Origin of the sequence: Anoxybacteroides voinovskiense (assembly GCF_014196205.1) — a bacterium.
Lineage (GTDB): Bacteria > Bacillota > Bacilli > Bacillales > Anoxybacillaceae > Anoxybacteroides > Anoxybacteroides voinovskiense.
The window spans coordinates 22,658-40,754 of record NZ_JACIDE010000014.1 but is presented as its reverse complement, the minus strand read 5'-3'; the positions used below and the strand labels follow the sequence as shown (position 1 = coordinate 40,754).

Sequence of the window (18,097 nt, the reverse complement as noted above, 5' to 3'; positions counted from 1 at the left end):
TTCCATCGTTTTTTCGCTTAAATCGATAATAGCTACTACTTTTAGTAGTATTCGTAAAGGTGGTTGAAATATGGAAAAGCAAACAGTGGAAATGAAAGAACTGGTGAGCAAGGCGCACCGTCAGCTCGAAATAAAAAAAGATACGTATTTATTCCGTGAAGGCGAACAAGCGGAAGAAGTGTACTACATTCAATCAGGGAAAATTCAAATTAGCAAAATTGCCGCAGACGGACAAGAGCTTGCGTTACGCATATGCAGCAAAGGAGATATTGTTGGCGAGTTGACCCTTTTTGCGGAACAGGCAAAGTATTTATTGAACGCGAAAGTGCTCGAAGATGGAATCGTTTCCTGCATTCAACGAGACGTGCTCGAAAAAAGCTTGCTTGAAAATAATAAATTGGCGCTTGAATTTATGAAATGGATGAGCGATCATTTCCGAAAGACGCAAACAAAATTTCGCGACCTCGTGTTACACGGAAAAAAAGGGGCATTATATTCGACGCTCATTCGCATGTGCAATAGCTACGGAGTGATGAAGGAAAACGGCATTCTCATTGATTTACAACTAACCAACCAAGAGCTTGCAAATTTTTGTGGCACCTCCCGCGAAGTTGTCAACCGCTTATTGAAAGATCTCCGCGAACAAGGAATCATTTCCATTAAAAGAGGAAAAATTACTGTGCATAACCTAACTTATTTACGAAACGAAATCGATTGTGAAGATTGTCCACCGGAAATATGTAGTATCGATTAACTAAAAGGAGAAGCAGCTGCTTCTCCTTTTACCACGTCAGTAAAACGAGCATCGCTAGCCCAAAGTAAACCGCATTAGCAATTTCTAAAACACCAACTTTTGTTGCTGATACCGATTTTCCGTATAAATAAATGGCGCGAACAACACTTGGTACGTAGGCGAGCGCTACCCATGGATAGCCAATGAATATAAGAATGGCAATCAACAACAAATGGTACGCCCATGAAATCCATTTATAGCGCGGGTTTTTCTTTTCACGAATCATCGTTTTTACATAAAACGTACTGCCGATAAAAAAGAGAAAACAAAACATATATAATTCCCACGCTTGGACGGTTAATGTACCTCGCCCAATATAAAAACTCGCTAGTCCGCCGATGCAAAAAGAGGCAATCGCAGCAACATCGTTTGCCAATGCTCGTTCGTCTTTCTTTTTAGCAAAATAAAGGTTAATAAAAAAGAACGGGATCATCGCGATGCCAAAATAGACAAGCTGCCAACGAAAAACAAGCGGAATGGATAACATAACGAGCGAAACGAAAAAATACCGGTAAAACCAGCGCATATATTCTTGTTTTCGTTTCGTTTTCACCGCCATTAAAAACGGATATGTCGCTAAATAAAGCCCTAGCCAGCCAAGAAAGAGCGGAACGTGCAACCAAGAAAGGCCTCCTGCATATGCTCCTAACAAAAACGGAATGATTAACATCGCCCACGCACCGTGTTGTTTTGGAACAATCATCCTTCTCTCTCCTTTCATCCGCCGCTAACCGGTGGAATAAAAGCAACGATATCTCCCGCTTGCAGCACTCGGTCGTCAGCGGCATATTCTTCGTTTACCGCGACCATGACGTGTTGCAAATCTAGTCCATAATCGGATGCAAGGTGTTGTTTCAATTCTTTCACCGTCATCGCTGAAATGCCTAGTTGAAGTCGCTCTTTTCCGATCGTTTCTTTCAAGTAGGCGAAAAATAATAATGTGATCACACAACATCCTCTCCTTCCGGTTTTCCCGTCGGATATGCTTTCGTTTCAAGCTGATTGCCGACCCACTCTGTCCCATCTTCCCAATATTCTTTTTTCCAAATCGGAACGATTTGTTTGATTCGTTCAATCGCATAGCGATTCGCTTCATACGCGTCTTTTCGATGCGGGGTCGAAACAGCAATCACAACCGCAATATCAGAAATTTCGAGCCTGCCGATTCGATGGGTAATCGCCACTTCTGCTTCCGGCCAACGCTCTTTTATTTCAGTGCCGATTTGTGCCAGCATTTTTTCCGCCATCGAAACATACGCCTCATATTGTAAAAACAGCGTACGTTTTCCGTTCGTTAGTTCTCTTACCGTACCAATAAACGTTGTGACGGCTCCTGCTTCTGGACGAATCACTTTATGCACTACTTCTTCTATGGAAATCGGTCGGTCGGTAATCGTAAAAAATTTCATTGTTTCACCTCGTTCATCAGCCATTGCAAATATTGCGTTTCGTCGTTCAACGAAAAAACAGGGTATGGCATCTCTTGTAGCGAATCGATCGGCTCCCAAGTGATGACTGCTACAATTTTTTCTAAATGGCAAAGCCGCTGCCAATCGGCTGCGTTTCGGACGATCACAATTTTCGGGTATCGCTCATCTTTATATCCTTCCACAATAACAAAATCAAGTGGAAGAAGCGAATAAATGTGTAAAATTTGTGGCAACGTCCATGAGTGAATGGCATGCAGCTGCAGCAACCCCCCGCCTTCGACAGATGCCGCAAGCGCTCCAGCTGCGTGGTGCCGACCGGAATCGTTCGCCGTACAAACGTCTGGATAGCCACCGTGTCCGTGATGTTTAATCGTCCCAACTTTATAGCCTTCTTCGGTTGCTTTTCTTACCCATTTTTCGACTAACGTCGTTTTTCCGCTATTTTTATACCCAACAACTTGCCAAACGTTCATTGCTCGCTTCCTTCTTCATTTTCTAATAGCCAAATTTCAACAGCGTCCCCTTTCGAAAATCCGCGCGTTCCTCCTGGCAATACCATAAAGGCGTTCGCTTTTGCTAACGATGTGACGATATTCGACTTGTCCATTCCAACTGGAGTAACGTACAGCCTCCCTTCTTTCGCATGCACGTAACTTCTCACAAAGCGCGTAAACGGGTTTGGTTTCGGGAAATCAGCAAGCAACGTCGCCGTTGTTTTATATAAGTACGGCTTTGCCGAATAAAGCATTGTACGAATGACAGGGCGAACGAATAATTCAAAGCCAACATAACAAGCGGAAGGGTTGCCCGATAAGCCAAACAATAGTTTTCCTTCTTTTTGTGCGACTGTCGTTACACTTCCAGGGCGCATGGCGACTTTATTAAATAACACTTCCGCCCCAAGCCGTTCATAAATGACCGGCAAGTAATCGTAGTCGCCGACGGAAACGCCGCCAGTTGTAATGAGTAGATCGACTTCATCCAACACGTTTTCGATTGCCGCAAAGCAACGGTCGGCATCGTCCATTAATTTTCCGAAATATACTGGAAGCGCACCTATACGATACACTTGCGCTTGAATCATATAGGCGTTGCTGTTGCGAATTTTGCCTGGAACGAGCGGCTCGGAAACGTCTAGCAGTTCGCTTCCAGTCGCAAAAATGCCGACTTTCGGCTTTTTCGCAACGTGAACGTTTGCGTATCCAAACGTGGCTAACAGCGCTTGGACTCCAGGGTTAATGAACGTTCCTTTCGGGACGAGCATTTCGCCTTTTTTTGTGTCTTCTCCTTGAAACGAAATGTTATCCCCAGGGCGAAACGGACGTTTGATCGACATATACGTTTTCCCATTTCGTTCGTATTCGTTCGCTACTTCAAACATAACGACCGCATCACAGCCGTTTGGGATTTGGGCACCAGTCATAATGCGCACCGCTTGGAACGGAGCGACTTCTTTTTCAGCCACTTGCCCTGCACCAATCGTTTCGATGACTTCAAATTCGACGGGATGGTCAAGGCTTGCGGCAGCAGAATCGGCAGCGCGAATCGCAAAGCCGTCATACGGTGAACGGTCAAATGGTGGCACGTCATGGTCTGCACGCAAATCTTCCGCCAAATATCTTCCGTACGCTTCTTCTAGCGCCACGATTTCTTTTTTCCCTGATTTCGCAAATTGCATCACTTTTTGTATCGCTTCCATCACTGGAATCGGTGTTCGCTTCTCAACCACGATTATCCCTCACTTACTAGCTTCGATTATTAATTATATTGTAGCGAAAATAGCGCAGAAATAGTTGTGACGTCTGTCACATTTTCCTGTGCCACGGACATTTGGCACGAATTGTTCAAAATCTGTTCGAATGTGTGATGCACGTCACGACTTCATAAATGAAAAACAGCTATGCTTACATTGTAACCGAAAAACGAAAATGGAGGGTTAAAGATGGAAACAATGTTTACAGCACAATCAACTGTCGGTGAAATCGTCGCCATGTTTCCGAAAGCAAGCGACTTGTTTAAAACGTATAAAATTGACTTTTGTTGCGGTGGAAACCGTTCGCTTGCCGCAGCGTTAGCTGAGAAAAATTTACCAATCGAAGATATTTTACATCAATTACAAACAATGTACCAACAATCGCTTGAAAAGGTAGAAAAAAACTGGCTCGAGGCTTCCTATACAGAATTAATCGATCATATTATCCAAAAACACCACCGTTTTTTAATGGAGGAATTGCCGCAGCTTAGCCCGTACGTGACAAAAGTATTGCGCGTGCACGGGCCGGAACAGCCGCATTTAGTGCAAGTGCATAAACTGTTCAACGATTTAAAAACCGAACTAGAGCAACATTTAATGAAAGAAGAAACGAAAGCATTCCCGCTCATCATCCAGTTTGAACAACATCCAACAAAAGAAAACGAACAAGCGATGAAACAAGTCATTGAAGAACTCGTTGCCGAGCACGATACGGCAGGAGATATTATGAAAGAGATTCGCCAAATCACGAACGATTTCACGCCGCCTTTCGATGCGTGCGGAACATACCGGCTCGTTTACAACCGGCTAGAAGCGCTAGAAGAAGATTTATTCACGCATATTCATCTCGAAAACAACATCCTCTTTCCGCGCATTCTTGCTAACGCGGAATAATCAGTAAAACGGGATCGCTCGATAAGCGATCCCGTTCTTTATCCACCAATATACGACATCTCGATTTTCTTGCGCATTTTCGCTGTTTGCTCCGTTCGCTCATCAGAATAACGGTCGGTTCGCTTGTTCCACGTATCAATAATGAGCTGTTTCAGCGCCGTTCGATCTGCCCCTTGTCGCAACAGTTGTTTCAATGATACCCCTTCCGTAGCGAACAAGCACGTATAAAGCGTTCCGTTAGCCGAAATGCGTGCTCTTGTGCAACTCTGGCAAAACGATTCCGTCACCGACGAAATAAACCCGACTTCTGTCGTCGTCCCGACATAACGATACCGGCTTGCCACTTCGCCAAAATATGCTTTCTCCACAGGCTCTAGTGGGTGAGTCGCTCGAATCGTTTCATATATTTCTTTTTTCGTGACGACTTGCGATAAATCCCACGCATTCGACGTTCCGACATCCATAAACTCAATAAACCGCAACGTCATACCTGCTTCTTTAAAATATTGCGCCATCGGCAAAATTTGTGAATCGTTCCAGCCTTTTTTCACGACCATATTTACTTTCACCATAAGCCCAGCTTCTTTTGCCGCTACTATTCCGTTTAAAATCGGTTGAACGCCAACGCCGACGCCGTTCATTTTTTTAAACACTTCATCGTCGAGCGCATCTAAGCTCACGTTCACCCGCTGCAATCCTGCCGCTTTTAACGTCCGAGCCAGTTTCACTAAATGAACGCCGTTCGTTGTTAACGCAATATCCCGTATTCCACGAATCGCTGTCAATCGTTCAATAAATGAAGGCAACCCTTTTCTTAACAACGGCTCGCCGCCAGTAATCCGAATCTTTTCGACCCCTAACTCGGCAAAAACTTCCGCAACAAGCACCATCTCATCCAACGTCAGCAATTCCTCTTCGTGCAAAAAACGAAAGTTAGGGCCGAAAATTTCCGCCGGCATACAATAAACACAGCGAAAATTGCATTGATCGGTCACAGAAATGCGCAAATCACGCAACGGACGATTCCATTTGTCAACGATAACCGGCTTTGTTTGGCTCATAGCGCATCCTCTCTTCAAGCATAAATTCTTTATCCATCATTATTTTACGCATCGTTCTATTTTCACTATAGGGAACAACCGTTCATCGCGCTGTGACATCACTCACACAGCAAAAACGGTATTACGAATAAGTATACCATATCAATCGAAGAAACAACGTCCGAAAACGTTCTACAAATTTTGTGACATTCTTGTGACATTTTTCTCATTCCTCAACCGTGTGTGATATGTATCACATCTAACAAAAACGGTTGTTTTTACAATAAAAATAGGGAAAAGCGAAGGCGATGTTGATGCTAAACGAGAAAAATTCCACCACGAGGTGAAAAGACATGATGACTGCCCTTCAAGCGTTTGAAGAAAAGAAACGGTTTGTGCATTTAAAAGAACTGCTCCGTTCAGCAAACCATATTCAAAAAATAAAAAAAGGAACGTTTTTATTTCAAGAAGGAATGGTCGCTAACGAGTTATATTTAATTCTTTCTGGAAAAATACAAATGAGTAAAATGTCGCAAGACGGCAAAGAGATGTGCTTTCGCATTTGTAGCGCTGGCGAAATTATTGGGGAACTCACCTTGTTTACAAACGATCCGAAATATTTATTGAACGCTAAAGTCATGGAAGACGGCGAAGTCGCTGTCATTAAAAAAGATTATTTGGAAGAGCAGCTGCTCCTCAATCCAACGTTGACGTTCGAATATATGCAATGGCTGAGCAACCACGCTCGCCGCACGCAAACGAAATTTCGCGACCTCATTTTGCTCGGCAAAAAAGGAGCGCTTTATTCCACCCTTATTCGCATGTGCAATAGCTACGGCATTCGCCTAAAAGACGGCAGCATTTTAATCGATTTGCCATTAAAAAATCAAGACTTAGCGAACTTTTGTGGAACGACGAGAGAAAGCGTCAACCGAATGCTAAACGCCTTAAAACAAGAAGGCATTCTTTCCATTCATAAAGGAAAAATCACCATTCACGACCTCGACTATTTAAAACGAGAAGTGCAATGCGAAAACTGTCCAGTCGAAATCTGTAGGATTGAATAAGAAAAGCGAAGGCGACTGTCCAGCTGCGATGGGGCGAATGTTCTTCCCCCTCGAGGTGCTCGCCACCTCGAGGGGGAAGGTTATTTGACCCCCGAGCAGCTAGGAGCCGGAGTTAGACAATCAAGAAAAGTAAAAGCGACTGAAAAAATATATGGGACTGATCGAAAAGGTCGCCTCTTTTCAAAGGGGATACAATATATAGTTTTGCAACGGCACGTATATACGGTTATAAGAAAGGGTGGCCCGTTACTTTTGGGACACCCTCCTTGTTTATAATTTTTTTGCCTTCATGCGACGATACACTACATAGTGTCGGTTCAAGTACGTAAGCGGGACGCTCCATACGTGCACGAGCCGGGTAAACGGCCATATGCCAAACAACAAAAACGCCGCCAATATATGCACTTGAAAGCCAATCGGCGCCGCGCTCACCAGCTGTGGATATGGCTGAAACGTTAAAATGCCGCGAAACCACGGACCAATCGTATCCCGATAATCAAACGCTCCTCCCGTGGCCGTATAGCCGACCGTATTCGTAAATCCTGTCATAATCACCACCGTTAACAAGCCAAGCACGACAAAATCGCTCGTTTTGCTATTTTGCAAAATGCGCCGCACCGTTAACCGCCGCCAAAATAAAAGCACAATCCCGATAACGGTCGCGATCCCTGCTGCTCCACCAAACCATACCGCTCCAAAATGATACATTTCATCCGATATCCCAACCGCACGATAAAACGGCTTCGGAATAAGAATACCAGCCACATGTCCGAAAAAAACAAACACAATGCCCCAATGGAACAATACACTTCCCCACCGAAGCTGCCTTGATTCTAAAAATTCGCTTGATTTCGCCGACCAACCAAACTGGTCGGTATTGTAGCGATAAATATGCCCGACAACAAACAATGTGAGCATCATGTATGGATAAATGAGCCAAAAAAATTGGTCGATCGCACTCACCACGTTTCCTCCCTTACGATGCTTTTTTCTCCTGCAAAAACGAATCGATCGCAAGTGCACACCCACCGATAACAGCATAGTACGGATGGTGGGCATTTTTTAGCTGTTCGGCGAGCTTGTCAATATTTTTTTTATGAAACGAGAGCATTTTTTGCGCCTCTTCCATCGGGGCAATCGCCGCAAACTCTAAAACAAGCGGCAAATAATCCGGCAATTCCTCTTCCACTAACGGAAAACCTGCTTGCCGAAATTGTTCTTTTAACTGAATAAACAACTGCCCCCGTTCTTTTTCGTCTCCCAATGCATGATACGTTAAATACAACGTCGTTTGTTCGCTAAAATCAAACGTGCGAACGTATACTTCACATCGCTCACTAAGTGCAGTTGTTTTTATATAGTCCAGAAACTGCAAAAACAGTTTCCGGACCGTGTCGTGGCACAACGATGCTACTTCTTGCTCTATGACAGCTAGCTCCAACTCCTCTGGGTATTGTAAAAAACATGATGCGAGCATAAAAATTTTCTGATGTTCCCTCATCTTCCTCACCCCCACTGCTCGTTATTTAACTGATGAAAACTCGACATGTCATAGCCGACCGCACAGTCCGAACAACCGCCCATCTCGCCATAGCCAGCAGCACCTTGTTCAAAAAATAAGTGTTGTGCCTTCTCTTTATGGGAAGTTGGAATCACGTAGCGATCGGAATATTTTGCGACAGCAGACAAGCGGTACATTTCTTTCGCTATTTCTTCCGTCATACCTACTCGCTCTAGCACGCTTACATCCGGTTCTTTCCCTAGATTCACTGCCCGCATGTAGCTGCGCATCGCTACCATTTTTTTGAGCACGGTGCGAATCACTTCCGTATCGCCAGCCGTTAATAAATTCGCTAAATACTCAATCGGAATGCGCATTTGGTCAATTGCCGGAAACATGACGTGCGGGTGAATGACATCCGCTGTCCCTTCAAACGCCCCCATCATCGGACTAAGCGGCGGAATGTACCATACCATCGGCAACGTTCGATATTCTGGATGAAGCGGAAGGGCAATTTGTTGCTCGACAGCGAGCTTATACACAGGTGACCGCTGCGCTGCTTCAATCCAATCTTCGCTATATCCCGCCTGACGAGCAGCGGCGATTACTTCTGGGTCATTTGGGTTTAAAAATACATCTAAATGGGCGCGGTATAACTGCTTTTCGTCTGTTACAGAAGCAGCAGCCTCTACTTTATCTAAATCGTAAAAGACGAGCCCGATATACCGAAGGCGACCGACGCACGTTTCCGAACAAACGGTCGGAAGCCCCGCTTCAATTCTTGGAAAACAAAACGTACATTTCTCCGCTTTATGCGTTTTCCAGTTAAAATACACCTTTTTGTATGGGCAACCAGTCATACAAAACCGCCAACTTCGGCACGCTTCTTGGTCAACGAGCACAATTCCGTCTTCGTCCCGCTTATAAATCGCCCCCGACGGACAGGAAGACACGCACGGTGGATTTAAACAATGTTCACAAATGCGCGGCAAATACATCATAAACGTTTGCTCGAATTCAAATTTTACTTTTTCCTCAATTCCTCTGACGTTCGGGTCACGTTTTCCTGTTTCGTGGACGCCGGCTAAATCATCTTCCCAGTTCGGTCCCCACGTCAGCTCCATATATTCGCCTGTCAACTGTGATTTTGGGCGCGCGACAGGCTGATGCTGCTTTTCAGGGCTATTGATTAACGTTTCGTAGTCGTACGTCCACGGTTCATAATAATCGTCAATCGGCGTAATGTCTGGATTGTAAAAAATGTTTAACAGCTTATTCACACGTCCGCCTGCTCGAAGCTCTAATTTTCCATCACGTAATACCCAGCCACCTTTGCGGAGATCTTGATTCTCCCACTCTTTCGGGTACCCAATCCCCGGCTTTGTTTCCACGTTGTTCCACCACATATATTCCGCCCCAGGTCGGTTCGTCCACGTATTGTTGCACGTAATGCTGCACGTATGACAGCCAATACATTTATCTAAATTCATGACCATGCCAAACTGCGCTTTAATCCTCAAGCCAATTCACCTCCCCTTTATCGAGCTTACGAATGATGACTTGTTCGTCCCGTTGGTTGCCGGTCGGTCCATAATAGTTAAAGCCGTAACTTAATTGCGCATAGCCGCCAATCATTTGCGTCGGTTTGACGTGAATACGCGTCGGGCTATTAAACGTTCCGCCACGCAAATGACTAATCGCCGAACCTAGAACGTTAATGTGCCGTTCTTGCACATGGTACATAAACGCAACCCCACGCGGCAGGCGATGCGTCACCACTGCTCGCGCGACAACAATGCCATTACGGTTATACATCTCCAGCCAATCGTTATCCGTAATCCCCACTTCGTTTGCATCATCTTTGTTCATCCATACGTGCGGTCCACCGCGGAACATCGTTAACATTGGCAACGTATCCCCGTACGTGCTATGATACGACCATTTAAAATGCGGCGTTAAATAACGAAGGGAAATTTCTTTTCCATTCACTTGCGGGCGGTGGTCGTGGTCGTAGAAAGCAAGCTTTCGGAGCGGTGCTTTAAACGTCGGCAACTCTTCCCCGAATTCGATCATCACTTCATGATCGAGGTAAAAATGTTGTCTCCCTGTCAACGTGCGCCACGGAATGAGCCGCTCGACATTTGTTGTAAACGGCGAATAGCGTCGATTGCCTGTTTCGCTGCCGCTAAAAACCGGCGTCGATAATACTTGCTTTGGCTGAGCGGTAATCGTTTGAAACGTAATATGTTCTTCCGCCCGCTCTTCAACAAGATCTTTTAGTTTCCGTCCTGTTTTCGTTTCTGCCGCTTTCCACGCTTTTAACGCCAACGAACCGTTCGTCGTGCTCGATAGCGCTAAAATCGTTTCCGCAACGTTGCGGTCGCTCACTAAACTTGGACAATCACGAAATGACGGAGACGCGCCGTTTGCATCGAGCAGCCACTCATATTCTTTTTTTGCCTCCCACCCCATTCCTTTTGCTCCGATTTGCTCTTTTACCATTGGGCCAAGTGCAATAAATTTGTCGTACACCTTTGTATAGTCGCGCTCGACAATATGAAGACGTGGAAAATTCACCCCTGGAACTGGGGTACTACCGGTTTGTTTCCAATCATCTACCGTCCCAAATGGCTGGGCAATTTCATCTTTTGTATCATGCAATAACGGTGTTGCAACAACGTCTTTTACTGGCTTTGGAAAATATTTATTCGCCAACTCAGAAAACGTTTTCGCTAATTGTTTAAAGCAGTCCCAGTCGGATTTTGCTTCCCACGGCGGGGCAATCGCTGGATTAAACGGATGCACGAACGGGTGCATATCGGTGCTGCTAATGTCGTATTTTTCGTACCACGTCGCCGCTGGCAAGACAATATCGGAATACAGTCCTGTCCCGCTCATCCGGAAATCAACGTTAATCATTAAATCGAGCTTTCCTTCCGAGACATCGGCTTCCCATGTGATGTCATTCGTTTTTAGCTGTTCATTTTGTTCACTTAAGTTCGCATGGTGCGTGCCGAGCAAATGCTTTAAAAAGTATTCATGCCCTTTGGCTGAACTGCCAATTAAGTTTGCCCGCCAAACAAACAACACCCGCGGAAAATTGACTGGGTCGGACGGATTTTCGATCGCAAACTGAAGCTTTCCTTGACGAATGAGCTCGACAATCGAAGAAATGGCATCTTCATTCGAACTTGCTTTTATTTCATCGAACAGGCGAATCATGTTTGCATTAAATTGCGGATACGACGGAAGCCAGCCGAGCCGAGCCGCTAAATAGTTATAGTCCCCGCCGTGCTCATAACGCGGGTTCGTGATTAACGGCGAAATTTGCGCAGCCATCGTTTGATCTTCATATTTCCATTGCTCTGTCGCAAAATAGAAAAACGATGTTCCGTTTTGCAGCCGCGGCGGTCCGCCCCAGTCGCGCGCCATCGCGACCGTTTGCCATCCTTCTAACGGACGAACTTTCTCTTGTCCAACATAATGCGCCCAGCCGCCGCCATTCACGCCTTGAGAGCCGGTTAAGAGAACAAGATTTAAAATCGCTCGGTAAATGGCGTCGGAATGGTACCAATGGTTAATCCCTGAGCCCATGACAATCATCGAACGCCCTTTCGAATCGACGGCGTTTTGGGCAAATTCACGGGCAATTTGAGCAACAACATGGCGATCGACACCAGTGAACGCCTCTTGCCAAGCAGGGGTATACGGCTTTAGGTCGTCATAGTCCGTCGGATAATCGCCAGAAAGACCGCGCGAAACCCCCATTTTCGCTAGCAGCAAATCAAATACCGTGGTGACGTACGTGCCTTGTTTCGTCTTTTTTACAGGAACAGACCGTGTTAACACCGCTTTTTCCTCCGCTTCAAAATGCGGAAGATGAACGGTAACGAGCGCATCTTCCTTTCCTAAAAGCGTCAGCGCTGGAGATACCCCTTCTAAATCTAAGTTCCATTTTCCGCCTTCTTCCCAACGGTGACCGATCGTTCCGTTCGGCACGACAAATTCGTTGGACTGCTCGTCAAATACGACCGGTTTCCATTCCGCATTCGTCACGGACATGCCAAGGTCGCTTGCACGTAAAAAACGATCAGCGATATACCCTTCCCCCTGTTGCTTTAGTTGAATAAGAAACGGCAAATCGGTAAATGTTTTTGCATAGTCCATAAAGTAATCCGTTTGTTTGTCCACGTAAAACTCTTTTAAAATGACGTGCGTCATTGCCATCGCTAATGCTCCATCCATCCCTGGCTGCACCGCCAACCATTGATCGGCAAATTTAACAAATTCCGCGTAGTCTGGACTAACGGCAACCACTTTCGTCCCTCGATAGCGCGCTTCGACGTAAAAATGAGCGTCCGGCGTTCGCGTTTGTGGCAAATTTGAGCCCCAAATGAGCATATAGCTGGAGTTAAACCAGTCAGAGCTTTCCGGAACGTCCGTCTGCTCGCCCCATATTTGCGGCGATGCTGGCGGCAAATCGGCATACCAATCATAAAAGCTTAACATCGCTCCACCAAGCAAATTTAAAAATCGCGACCCTGCCGCATGACTGACCATCGACATCGCTGGAATCGGCGAAAACCCAAAAATACGGTCAGGGCCGTATTGTTGGATTGTATGTAGCAGGGATGCGGCGATCATGGTGCTCACTTCATCCCAACTTGTGCGAACAAACCCCCCTTTCCCACGCGCCTGTTTGTATCGCTTCGATTGCTCCGGATCTTCCACAATCGATTTCCATGCTGCCACCGGATCAGTTTCACGGCGCAACGCCTCGCGCCATAATTGCAAAAGCGCCCCACGAACGTACGGATAGCGAACACGCAAAGGGCTGTATGTATACCAAGAGAAGCTCGCTCCACGCGGGCAGCCACGCGGTTCATATTCTGGCATGTCAGGTCCTGTTGTCGGATAATCGGTTTGTTGCGTTTCCCAGGCGATAATGCCGTCTTTTACATGCACTTTCCAGCTGCAGGAACCAGTGCAATTGACCCCATGCGTCGTGCGCACTACTTTATCATGTTGCCAACGCTGGCGGTATCGCTGCTCGGATTCGCGTCCATATGGCGATAACTCCGCATGGGTGGCTATTTTTTCTGATTTTCCGAAATAGCGTAACTTTTTCATGAATGGAGAAATGTGTCGCTCCATAACAAGCTCCTTTCTTTGTTTAAAATAAAAGTCGCTCTTCTTCTCGGCTATGAATTTCGTTGATAAATAACAACGCGCGAAAACGATCTAATACGTCGCGATTTACTTCTGTTTGCATTCGTTGTTTAATCTCCGCCACAATCATACGCAACAAATCATGGTCACGCTTCAGCATGGCGATTATTTCTACTAGCTGTGGCTCTCCCTCTAACTTCTCCTTATAAAACCCTTCTTCTTCCGACTGAGCATGGGCGAGCACACGCATTTCCCAATGTTCGACAAGCGTATCCGCTACTTCTTGTAATGCGTCGTTTTTCTTTTCCTCGTATAGTTTTTCGAGTAAATCGGTTAAATGTTTTGCCTCGATAAAGGCACCGTCATGTATGGAACGATGGGCGTCTAATTGTCGCAGCGACGGTCCGGACATCTCCTCACTCCTTCCTCTTTCCTACCTATACAGTTTTTCTATTTTTTTAGTAATTATTCCATTAATCCATAAAAAAAAGACGGCTCTTTAAGCCATCTTGTTATTTTTCAAGAAAAAATAAATGTTCTGGTGGGAGATGTATTTTTTTCTTTGTTTGCCCAAAGGAAGACCATTCTTTTCTTGGGACTTTTACTTGCAATTGAAAATGTTTCGTTTCTAAAATCGCTTCCACAACGTTCATTCTCGTTTTTGTTTGCACGATGTCGTAATCAAACGTATTGACACACTCGTTTTCTACAAACATAAGATGATCGTAATGAATCGCGACAAAATCGAAAGAAGATGGAGAAGTGGCTTTCATAAATAACTCGCTATCTCCAACAACAGCAATGACACCTTGGTCAACTGGACGAATGTTTGCAACAGGAAAAATATTTTTATATCCGAGCATTCGAGCGACCGTTACGTTCACAGGTCGAGCCAATATTTCTTCTTTTGCCCCTAACTGAATAACGCTTCCGTTATGATAAATAATCCATCGGTCGCATAACCGGTCCGCTTCCTCAAGGTTATGCGTGACTAATAGCACCACGCCGGAAAAATGTTTGTCAATAAATGTGAGCAGCTGTTGCTCTAGCGTTTCTTTCATGGAGGGATCGACTGCCGAGAGCGGCTCATCTAACAATAAAACATCCGGCTCAATAATAAGCGCGCGCGCTAAAGCGACCCGCTGTTGCTGCCCGCCGGACAATTCCGCTGGATAGCGGTCTCCGTATCGCTCTAACTCCATGTTTTTTAGCATCTTTTCCACTTTTTCTTCTACTTCTGCTTTCGGTTTTCCTTTCAATCCAAACGCGATATTTTGCTTAACCGTTAAATGAGGAAAAAGCGCATAATTTTGAAACATATAGCCGATTTTTCGTTCTCTCGGTTTGATGTTTACTCGTTGCCCCGCATCGAAAAAGGGACGGTCATTTAGCGTAATTATCCCTTCATCTGGTGTTTCAAGCCCAGCGAGGCATTGCAGCGTCAAACTTTTCCCTGATCCAGACGGTCCTAAAATGGCGGTAATCCCTTTTTCCGCGGTAAAGGAAACATCTAATAGAAAATGAGGAAACGTTTTTTTAATGTTTACGTGCAGCATGTGCTCCATCTCCTCGAACCATACGTTTTTCGATGCGCCTCATCACATATAATAGCAACACAGACACACTCGTCATGATGATAACAAGCACATTCGCTAACCGATGGTTGCCCGCAAGCAACGCGTCGTAAATGGCTACCGGCATTGTTAACGTTTCGTTCGGAATATTACCAGCGACCATTAACGTGGCGCCAAAATCACCGAGCGCTCGGGCAAAGACAAGCATAATCCCAGACGCTACGCCGCGCCAAGAAAGCGGAAGAATGACAACAAAAAAAATATTTATATCTGAGCGCCCCAATACTTTAGCAGCACGTATCAAATTAGGATCAATACTAGCAAAAGCAGCACGCGACGATTTAATTAAAAACGGTACAGCGACAACGAAAGCCGCAATCGCTGCACCAACTGGTGTAAATACAATCGTTATCCCGAACGTTTCTTCTAAAAACTTTCCAATCGGACTTTTCCGACCAAGCAGAACGAGCAAATAATACCCAAGCACGGTCGGGGGCAAAATTACCGGCAATGTCGTCAGCGCATCGATGAAATCAGCGACTTTTCCGTGGGAACGACTCAAGTAATAAGCGATTGGAATGCCAATCAGTGCGGCAAGCACCGTCGCTGCCGTCGCTACTTTAAGCGATAAAAAGAGCGGGAATAAATCGAGCGACTCCACCATTATTTCCCCTTTGGAAGCGAAAAGCCGTATTTTTTCATGATTTCCTGTCCTTCCGTGCTGCGTAGAAAGGCAACGAATTGCTTCGCTTCCTCCCGATGTTTTGTTGCTGTCATTACTGCCACCGCTTGCTGAATTGGGGCATGCATCGCTTCTTTGATAAGATGGAAATCGACGTGGCTCGTCTTCATAAGCGACAGCGCCACAATGCCTGCTTCCGCATTTCCTGATTCTACGTATGCAAGCGTATCGGCGATGTTTTTGCCATATACAATTTTCGGTTGAACTTTTTCCCAAATTCCTGCATGTTGCAACGTTTGCTTCGCTGCTAATCCGTACGGCGCATGGTCAGGGTTCGCGATGGCAATTTTTTTAATGTCATCTTTTAATAAGTCGTTCAACGTTTGCACCGATTTCAATTTCGTCGCGATGCCGATGCGACCTAACGCATACACATGAGCTGTTTCCGGCACAACGAGTTTTTCTTTTGTCAGCTTGTCAATCGCTTGAACGTTCGCAGCAGCAAATACATCAAACGGCGCACCGTTTTCAATTTGTTCCGCCAGCTGTCCCGTCGAGCCGAACGAAAAAACGACACGCGTCCCCGTCTTTGCTTCAAACCGCTTTCCGACTTCTTGAAAAGCGAGCGTTAAATCGGCCGCAGCCGCCACTTTCAACGTAGGTGGGTCGGTTTTTGCAGCGCATGCCCCCATCAACAAACTTAAAAGCATCATAAAAACAATTCCTTTTCGCAAACGATTTCCCCCTCTGTCGCCGTTCAGAAAAAAGGGAATATCGTTTAACGATATTCCCTTTTCCCATTAGCATTTAATTTCGGCATTCTTTCTAGCATAATAGTACCAGTTTAAAATGAAAGATACAACATAAAACGCAATGAAGAAATAAAACGCTGTAATTGGTGTTCCTGTATTTTGCGCTGCCCATCCGAACAACTTCGGAATGAAGAACGAGCCATATGCTGCAAACGCTGCGGTAAATCCAAGCACTGGCGCTGCTTCCTTCGGCGGGAAGATGATTGGAATCATTTGGAATGTCGAACCAGAACCTGCGCCTGCTGCAATAAACAAAATTAAGAACGAAATTAAGAAGCCGACAAATTGTTTTTCTAATGTAAAGTACATGACTGCGGCTGCACCAAGCCCCATTGTAACAATGACATATGTCGTTACACGTGCACCACCAAGTTTGTCAGATAACCAACCACCGACTGGACGAGCGGCTGCCGCTAAAAAGGCACCTAAAAAGGCGAGCGATACGTGCTCAGGGAATTGCGATTTTAATAATAGCGGGAACGCTGCCGCATAGCCGATAAACGAACCGAATGTCGCGATATATAGCCATGTCATAATCCATGTATGTTTCCGTTTGACGATGACGAACTGTTCTGCGACTGACTGTTTTGCGTTCGGAAGATTATCCATTCCGAAATAAGCGATAATCGTAAATACAATAATCGGAATGACCCAAATAAATGCAGCGTTTTGTAACCATACTTTTGTTCCATCTGTCAATACTTGCGCCTCACCGCCAATAGCGCCAAACACCCCAGCAGTAACGATCAGCGGAGTAACGAACTGAACGACCGATACCCCCATATTTCCTAATCCACCGTTAATCCCAAGCGCCGTTCCTTTTTCTTTTTTCGGATAAAAGAAACTAATGTTTGCAAGTGCAGATGAAAAGTTTCCGCCGCCAAGCCCACAAAGCGCAGCAAGCAATAACATTACCCCATACGGAGTGTCCGGATTTTGCACCGCTAATCCTACACCAATTGCTGGCAAAAGCAAAATACCGGTCGAAAACACTACCCAGTTCCTTCCGCCAAACTTACCAACGGCAAACGTATATACAAAACGAAGCGTTGCCCCGACAAGCCCTGGAACCGCTGCCAATGTAAACAATTGGCTTTGCGTAAAATGGAACCCAATATCGTTTAAGCGCGCCGCAACAACGGACCAAATTTGCCAAACGATAAAGGCAAGCATTAATGTCGGAACAGAAATCCAAAGGTTACGTCTTGCATGCCGTTTCCCTTCTTTTTCCCAAAACACTGGATCTTCTGGATTCCAGTAAGAACCGATTCTCCCTTTTTTCTTTGTTGTTTCACTCATTTTTCGTCTCTCCTTTTTTAAAATCATTCCTTTTGTTTTCATCATAGAAAACATGAAAAGAAAAAAATGTAACTTTCATCACA

General features: G+C 45.4%; 18 protein-coding genes. 3 read left to right on the top strand and 15 right to left on the bottom strand.

Going from position 1 to position 18,097, the window contains the following annotated elements:
* The first annotated feature begins 91 nt into the window (after window positions 1–91).
* On the top strand, window positions 92–754 hold the full coding sequence (locus GGR02_RS10500) for a Crp/Fnr family transcriptional regulator (protein WP_373286629.1): 663 nt from the start codon (window positions 92–94) through the stop codon (window positions 752–754).
* 28 nt (window positions 755–782) lie between these two features.
* Here GGR02_RS10500 and GGR02_RS10495 read toward each other — a convergent pair whose 3' ends face one another.
* From GGR02_RS10495 to GGR02_RS10475, 5 genes are read right to left on the bottom strand one after another with little or no spacing between them, the layout of a single operon-like run.
* Window positions 783–1,496: a YwiC-like family protein gene (locus tag GGR02_RS10495; protein ID WP_229706179.1), complete on the bottom strand. Its 714-nt coding sequence runs from the start codon at window positions 1,494–1,496 to the stop codon at window positions 783–785.
* Window positions 1,497–1,510: 14 nt separating this feature from the next.
* On the bottom strand, window positions 1,511–1,741 hold the full coding sequence (gene moaD / locus GGR02_RS10490) for a molybdopterin converting factor subunit 1 (RefSeq protein WP_183184688.1): 231 nt from the start codon (window positions 1,739–1,741) through the stop codon (window positions 1,511–1,513).
* Complete coding sequence (locus tag GGR02_RS10485; protein ID WP_229706180.1) at window positions 1,738–2,202, bottom strand: molybdenum cofactor biosynthesis protein MoaE; 465 nt, start codon at window positions 2,200–2,202, stop codon at window positions 1,738–1,740. Before GGR02_RS10485 ends, moaD begins: the two co-directional genes overlap by 4 nt.
* Complete coding sequence (mobB, locus tag GGR02_RS10480) at window positions 2,199–2,696, bottom strand: molybdopterin-guanine dinucleotide biosynthesis protein B (RefSeq protein WP_183184685.1); 498 nt, start codon at window positions 2,694–2,696, stop codon at window positions 2,199–2,201. Before mobB ends, GGR02_RS10485 begins: the two co-directional genes overlap by 4 nt.
* Window positions 2,693–3,952, bottom strand: coding sequence for a molybdopterin molybdotransferase MoeA (locus tag GGR02_RS10475; protein WP_183184683.1), 1,260 nt, complete (start codon window positions 3,950–3,952; stop codon window positions 2,693–2,695). Before GGR02_RS10475 ends, mobB begins: the two co-directional genes overlap by 4 nt.
* A 213-nt stretch (window positions 3,953–4,165) precedes the next feature.
* Between GGR02_RS10475 and ric the strand changes: the two genes are divergently transcribed.
* Complete coding sequence (gene ric, locus GGR02_RS10470; protein ID WP_183184682.1) at window positions 4,166–4,870, top strand: iron-sulfur cluster repair di-iron protein; 705 nt, start codon at window positions 4,166–4,168, stop codon at window positions 4,868–4,870.
* A 38-nt stretch (window positions 4,871–4,908) separates the two neighbouring features.
* Here ric and moaA read toward each other — a convergent pair whose 3' ends face one another.
* Window positions 4,909–5,931: a GTP 3',8-cyclase MoaA gene (moaA, locus tag GGR02_RS10465; protein WP_183184680.1), complete on the bottom strand. Its 1,023-nt coding sequence runs from the start codon at window positions 5,929–5,931 to the stop codon at window positions 4,909–4,911.
* A gap of 335 nt (window positions 5,932–6,266) precedes the next feature.
* Between moaA and GGR02_RS10460 the strand changes: the two genes are divergently transcribed.
* Window positions 6,267–6,977 carry a Crp/Fnr family transcriptional regulator gene (locus GGR02_RS10460; protein WP_183184739.1) on the top strand — a complete coding sequence of 237 codons (711 nt, stop codon included), beginning with the start codon at window positions 6,267–6,269 and terminating at the stop codon, window positions 6,975–6,977.
* Between the two features lie 270 nt (window positions 6,978–7,247).
* On the opposite strand, the gene narI is transcribed toward GGR02_RS10460, so the two are convergent.
* From narI to GGR02_RS10415, 9 genes are all read right to left on the bottom strand, one after another.
* Window positions 7,248–7,940, bottom strand: a complete 693-nt coding sequence (gene narI, locus GGR02_RS10455; protein ID WP_183184679.1) for a respiratory nitrate reductase subunit gamma — start codon at window positions 7,938–7,940, stop codon at window positions 7,248–7,250.
* A gap of 13 nt (window positions 7,941–7,953) precedes the next feature.
* A complete protein-coding gene (gene narJ / locus GGR02_RS10450; protein ID WP_183184678.1) occupies window positions 7,954–8,478 on the bottom strand; it encodes a nitrate reductase molybdenum cofactor assembly chaperone in 525 nt (174 codons plus the stop codon).
* Window positions 8,479–8,483: 5 nt separating this feature from the next.
* Window positions 8,484–9,998 (bottom strand): nitrate reductase subunit beta, encoded by a 1,515-nt coding sequence (gene narH / locus GGR02_RS10445; RefSeq protein ID WP_183184676.1) that lies wholly within the window; start codon window positions 9,996–9,998, stop codon window positions 8,484–8,486.
* On the bottom strand, window positions 9,988–13,632 hold the full coding sequence (locus tag GGR02_RS10440; RefSeq protein ID WP_183184675.1) for a nitrate reductase subunit alpha: 3,645 nt from the start codon (window positions 13,630–13,632) through the stop codon (window positions 9,988–9,990). Before GGR02_RS10440 ends, narH begins: the two co-directional genes overlap by 11 nt.
* 19 nt (window positions 13,633–13,651) lie before the next feature.
* Window positions 13,652–14,059 (bottom strand): hemerythrin domain-containing protein, encoded by a 408-nt coding sequence (locus GGR02_RS10435; protein WP_183184673.1) that lies wholly within the window; start codon window positions 14,057–14,059, stop codon window positions 13,652–13,654.
* Between the two features lie 100 nt (window positions 14,060–14,159).
* The gene (locus tag GGR02_RS10430) at window positions 14,160–15,203 is read right to left on the bottom strand and encodes a sulfate/molybdate ABC transporter ATP-binding protein (protein WP_183184672.1); all 1,044 of its coding nucleotides are present in this window, start codon (window positions 15,201–15,203) and stop codon (window positions 14,160–14,162) included.
* Window positions 15,184–15,882 (bottom strand): molybdate ABC transporter permease subunit, encoded by a 699-nt coding sequence (gene modB / locus GGR02_RS10425; protein WP_183184671.1) that lies wholly within the window; start codon window positions 15,880–15,882, stop codon window positions 15,184–15,186. The genes GGR02_RS10430 and modB overlap by 20 nt, the downstream gene beginning before the upstream one ends.
* 2 nt (window positions 15,883–15,884) lie before the next feature.
* The gene (modA, locus tag GGR02_RS10420; RefSeq protein WP_229706181.1) at window positions 15,885–16,637 is read right to left on the bottom strand and encodes a molybdate ABC transporter substrate-binding protein; all 753 of its coding nucleotides are present in this window, start codon (window positions 16,635–16,637) and stop codon (window positions 15,885–15,887) included.
* 66 nt (window positions 16,638–16,703) lie between these two features.
* The gene (locus tag GGR02_RS10415; RefSeq protein WP_183184670.1) at window positions 16,704–18,014 is read right to left on the bottom strand and encodes a NarK family nitrate/nitrite MFS transporter; all 1,311 of its coding nucleotides are present in this window, start codon (window positions 18,012–18,014) and stop codon (window positions 16,704–16,706) included.
* Between the last annotated feature and the right edge of the window lie 83 nt (window positions 18,015–18,097).

Coding starts and splice junctions, on each gene's coding strand:
- narJ (WP_183184678.1), bottom strand. CDS start 8,478: ATGAGGGAACATCAGAAAATTTTTATGCTCGCATCATGTTTTTTACAA.
- GGR02_RS10495 (WP_229706179.1), bottom strand. CDS start 1,496: ATGATTGTTCCAAAACAACACGGTGCGTGGGCGATGTTAATCATTCCG.
- GGR02_RS10500 (WP_373286629.1), top strand. CDS start 92: ATGAAAGAACTGGTGAGCAAGGCGCACCGTCAGCTCGAAATAAAAAAA.
- GGR02_RS10440 (WP_183184675.1), bottom strand. CDS start 13,632: ATGGAGCGACACATTTCTCCATTCATGAAAAAGTTACGCTATTTCGGA.
- GGR02_RS10485 (WP_229706180.1), bottom strand. CDS start 2,202: ATGAAATTTTTTACGATTACCGACCGACCGATTTCCATAGAAGAAGTA.
- moaA (WP_183184680.1), bottom strand. CDS start 5,931: ATGAGCCAAACAAAGCCGGTTATCGTTGACAAATGGAATCGTCCGTTG.
- GGR02_RS10460 (WP_183184739.1), top strand. CDS start 6,267: ATGACTGCCCTTCAAGCGTTTGAAGAAAAGAAACGGTTTGTGCATTTA.
- GGR02_RS10430 (WP_183184672.1), bottom strand. CDS start 15,203: ATGCTGCACGTAAACATTAAAAAAACGTTTCCTCATTTTCTATTAGAT.
- GGR02_RS10435 (WP_183184673.1), bottom strand. CDS start 14,059: ATGTCCGGACCGTCGCTGCGACAATTAGACGCCCATCGTTCCATACAT.
- GGR02_RS10415 (WP_183184670.1), bottom strand. CDS start 18,014: ATGAGTGAAACAACAAAGAAAAAAGGGAGAATCGGTTCTTACTGGAAT.
- mobB (WP_183184685.1), bottom strand. CDS start 2,696: ATGAACGTTTGGCAAGTTGTTGGGTATAAAAATAGCGGAAAAACGACG.
- ric (WP_183184682.1), top strand. CDS start 4,166: ATGGAAACAATGTTTACAGCACAATCAACTGTCGGTGAAATCGTCGCC.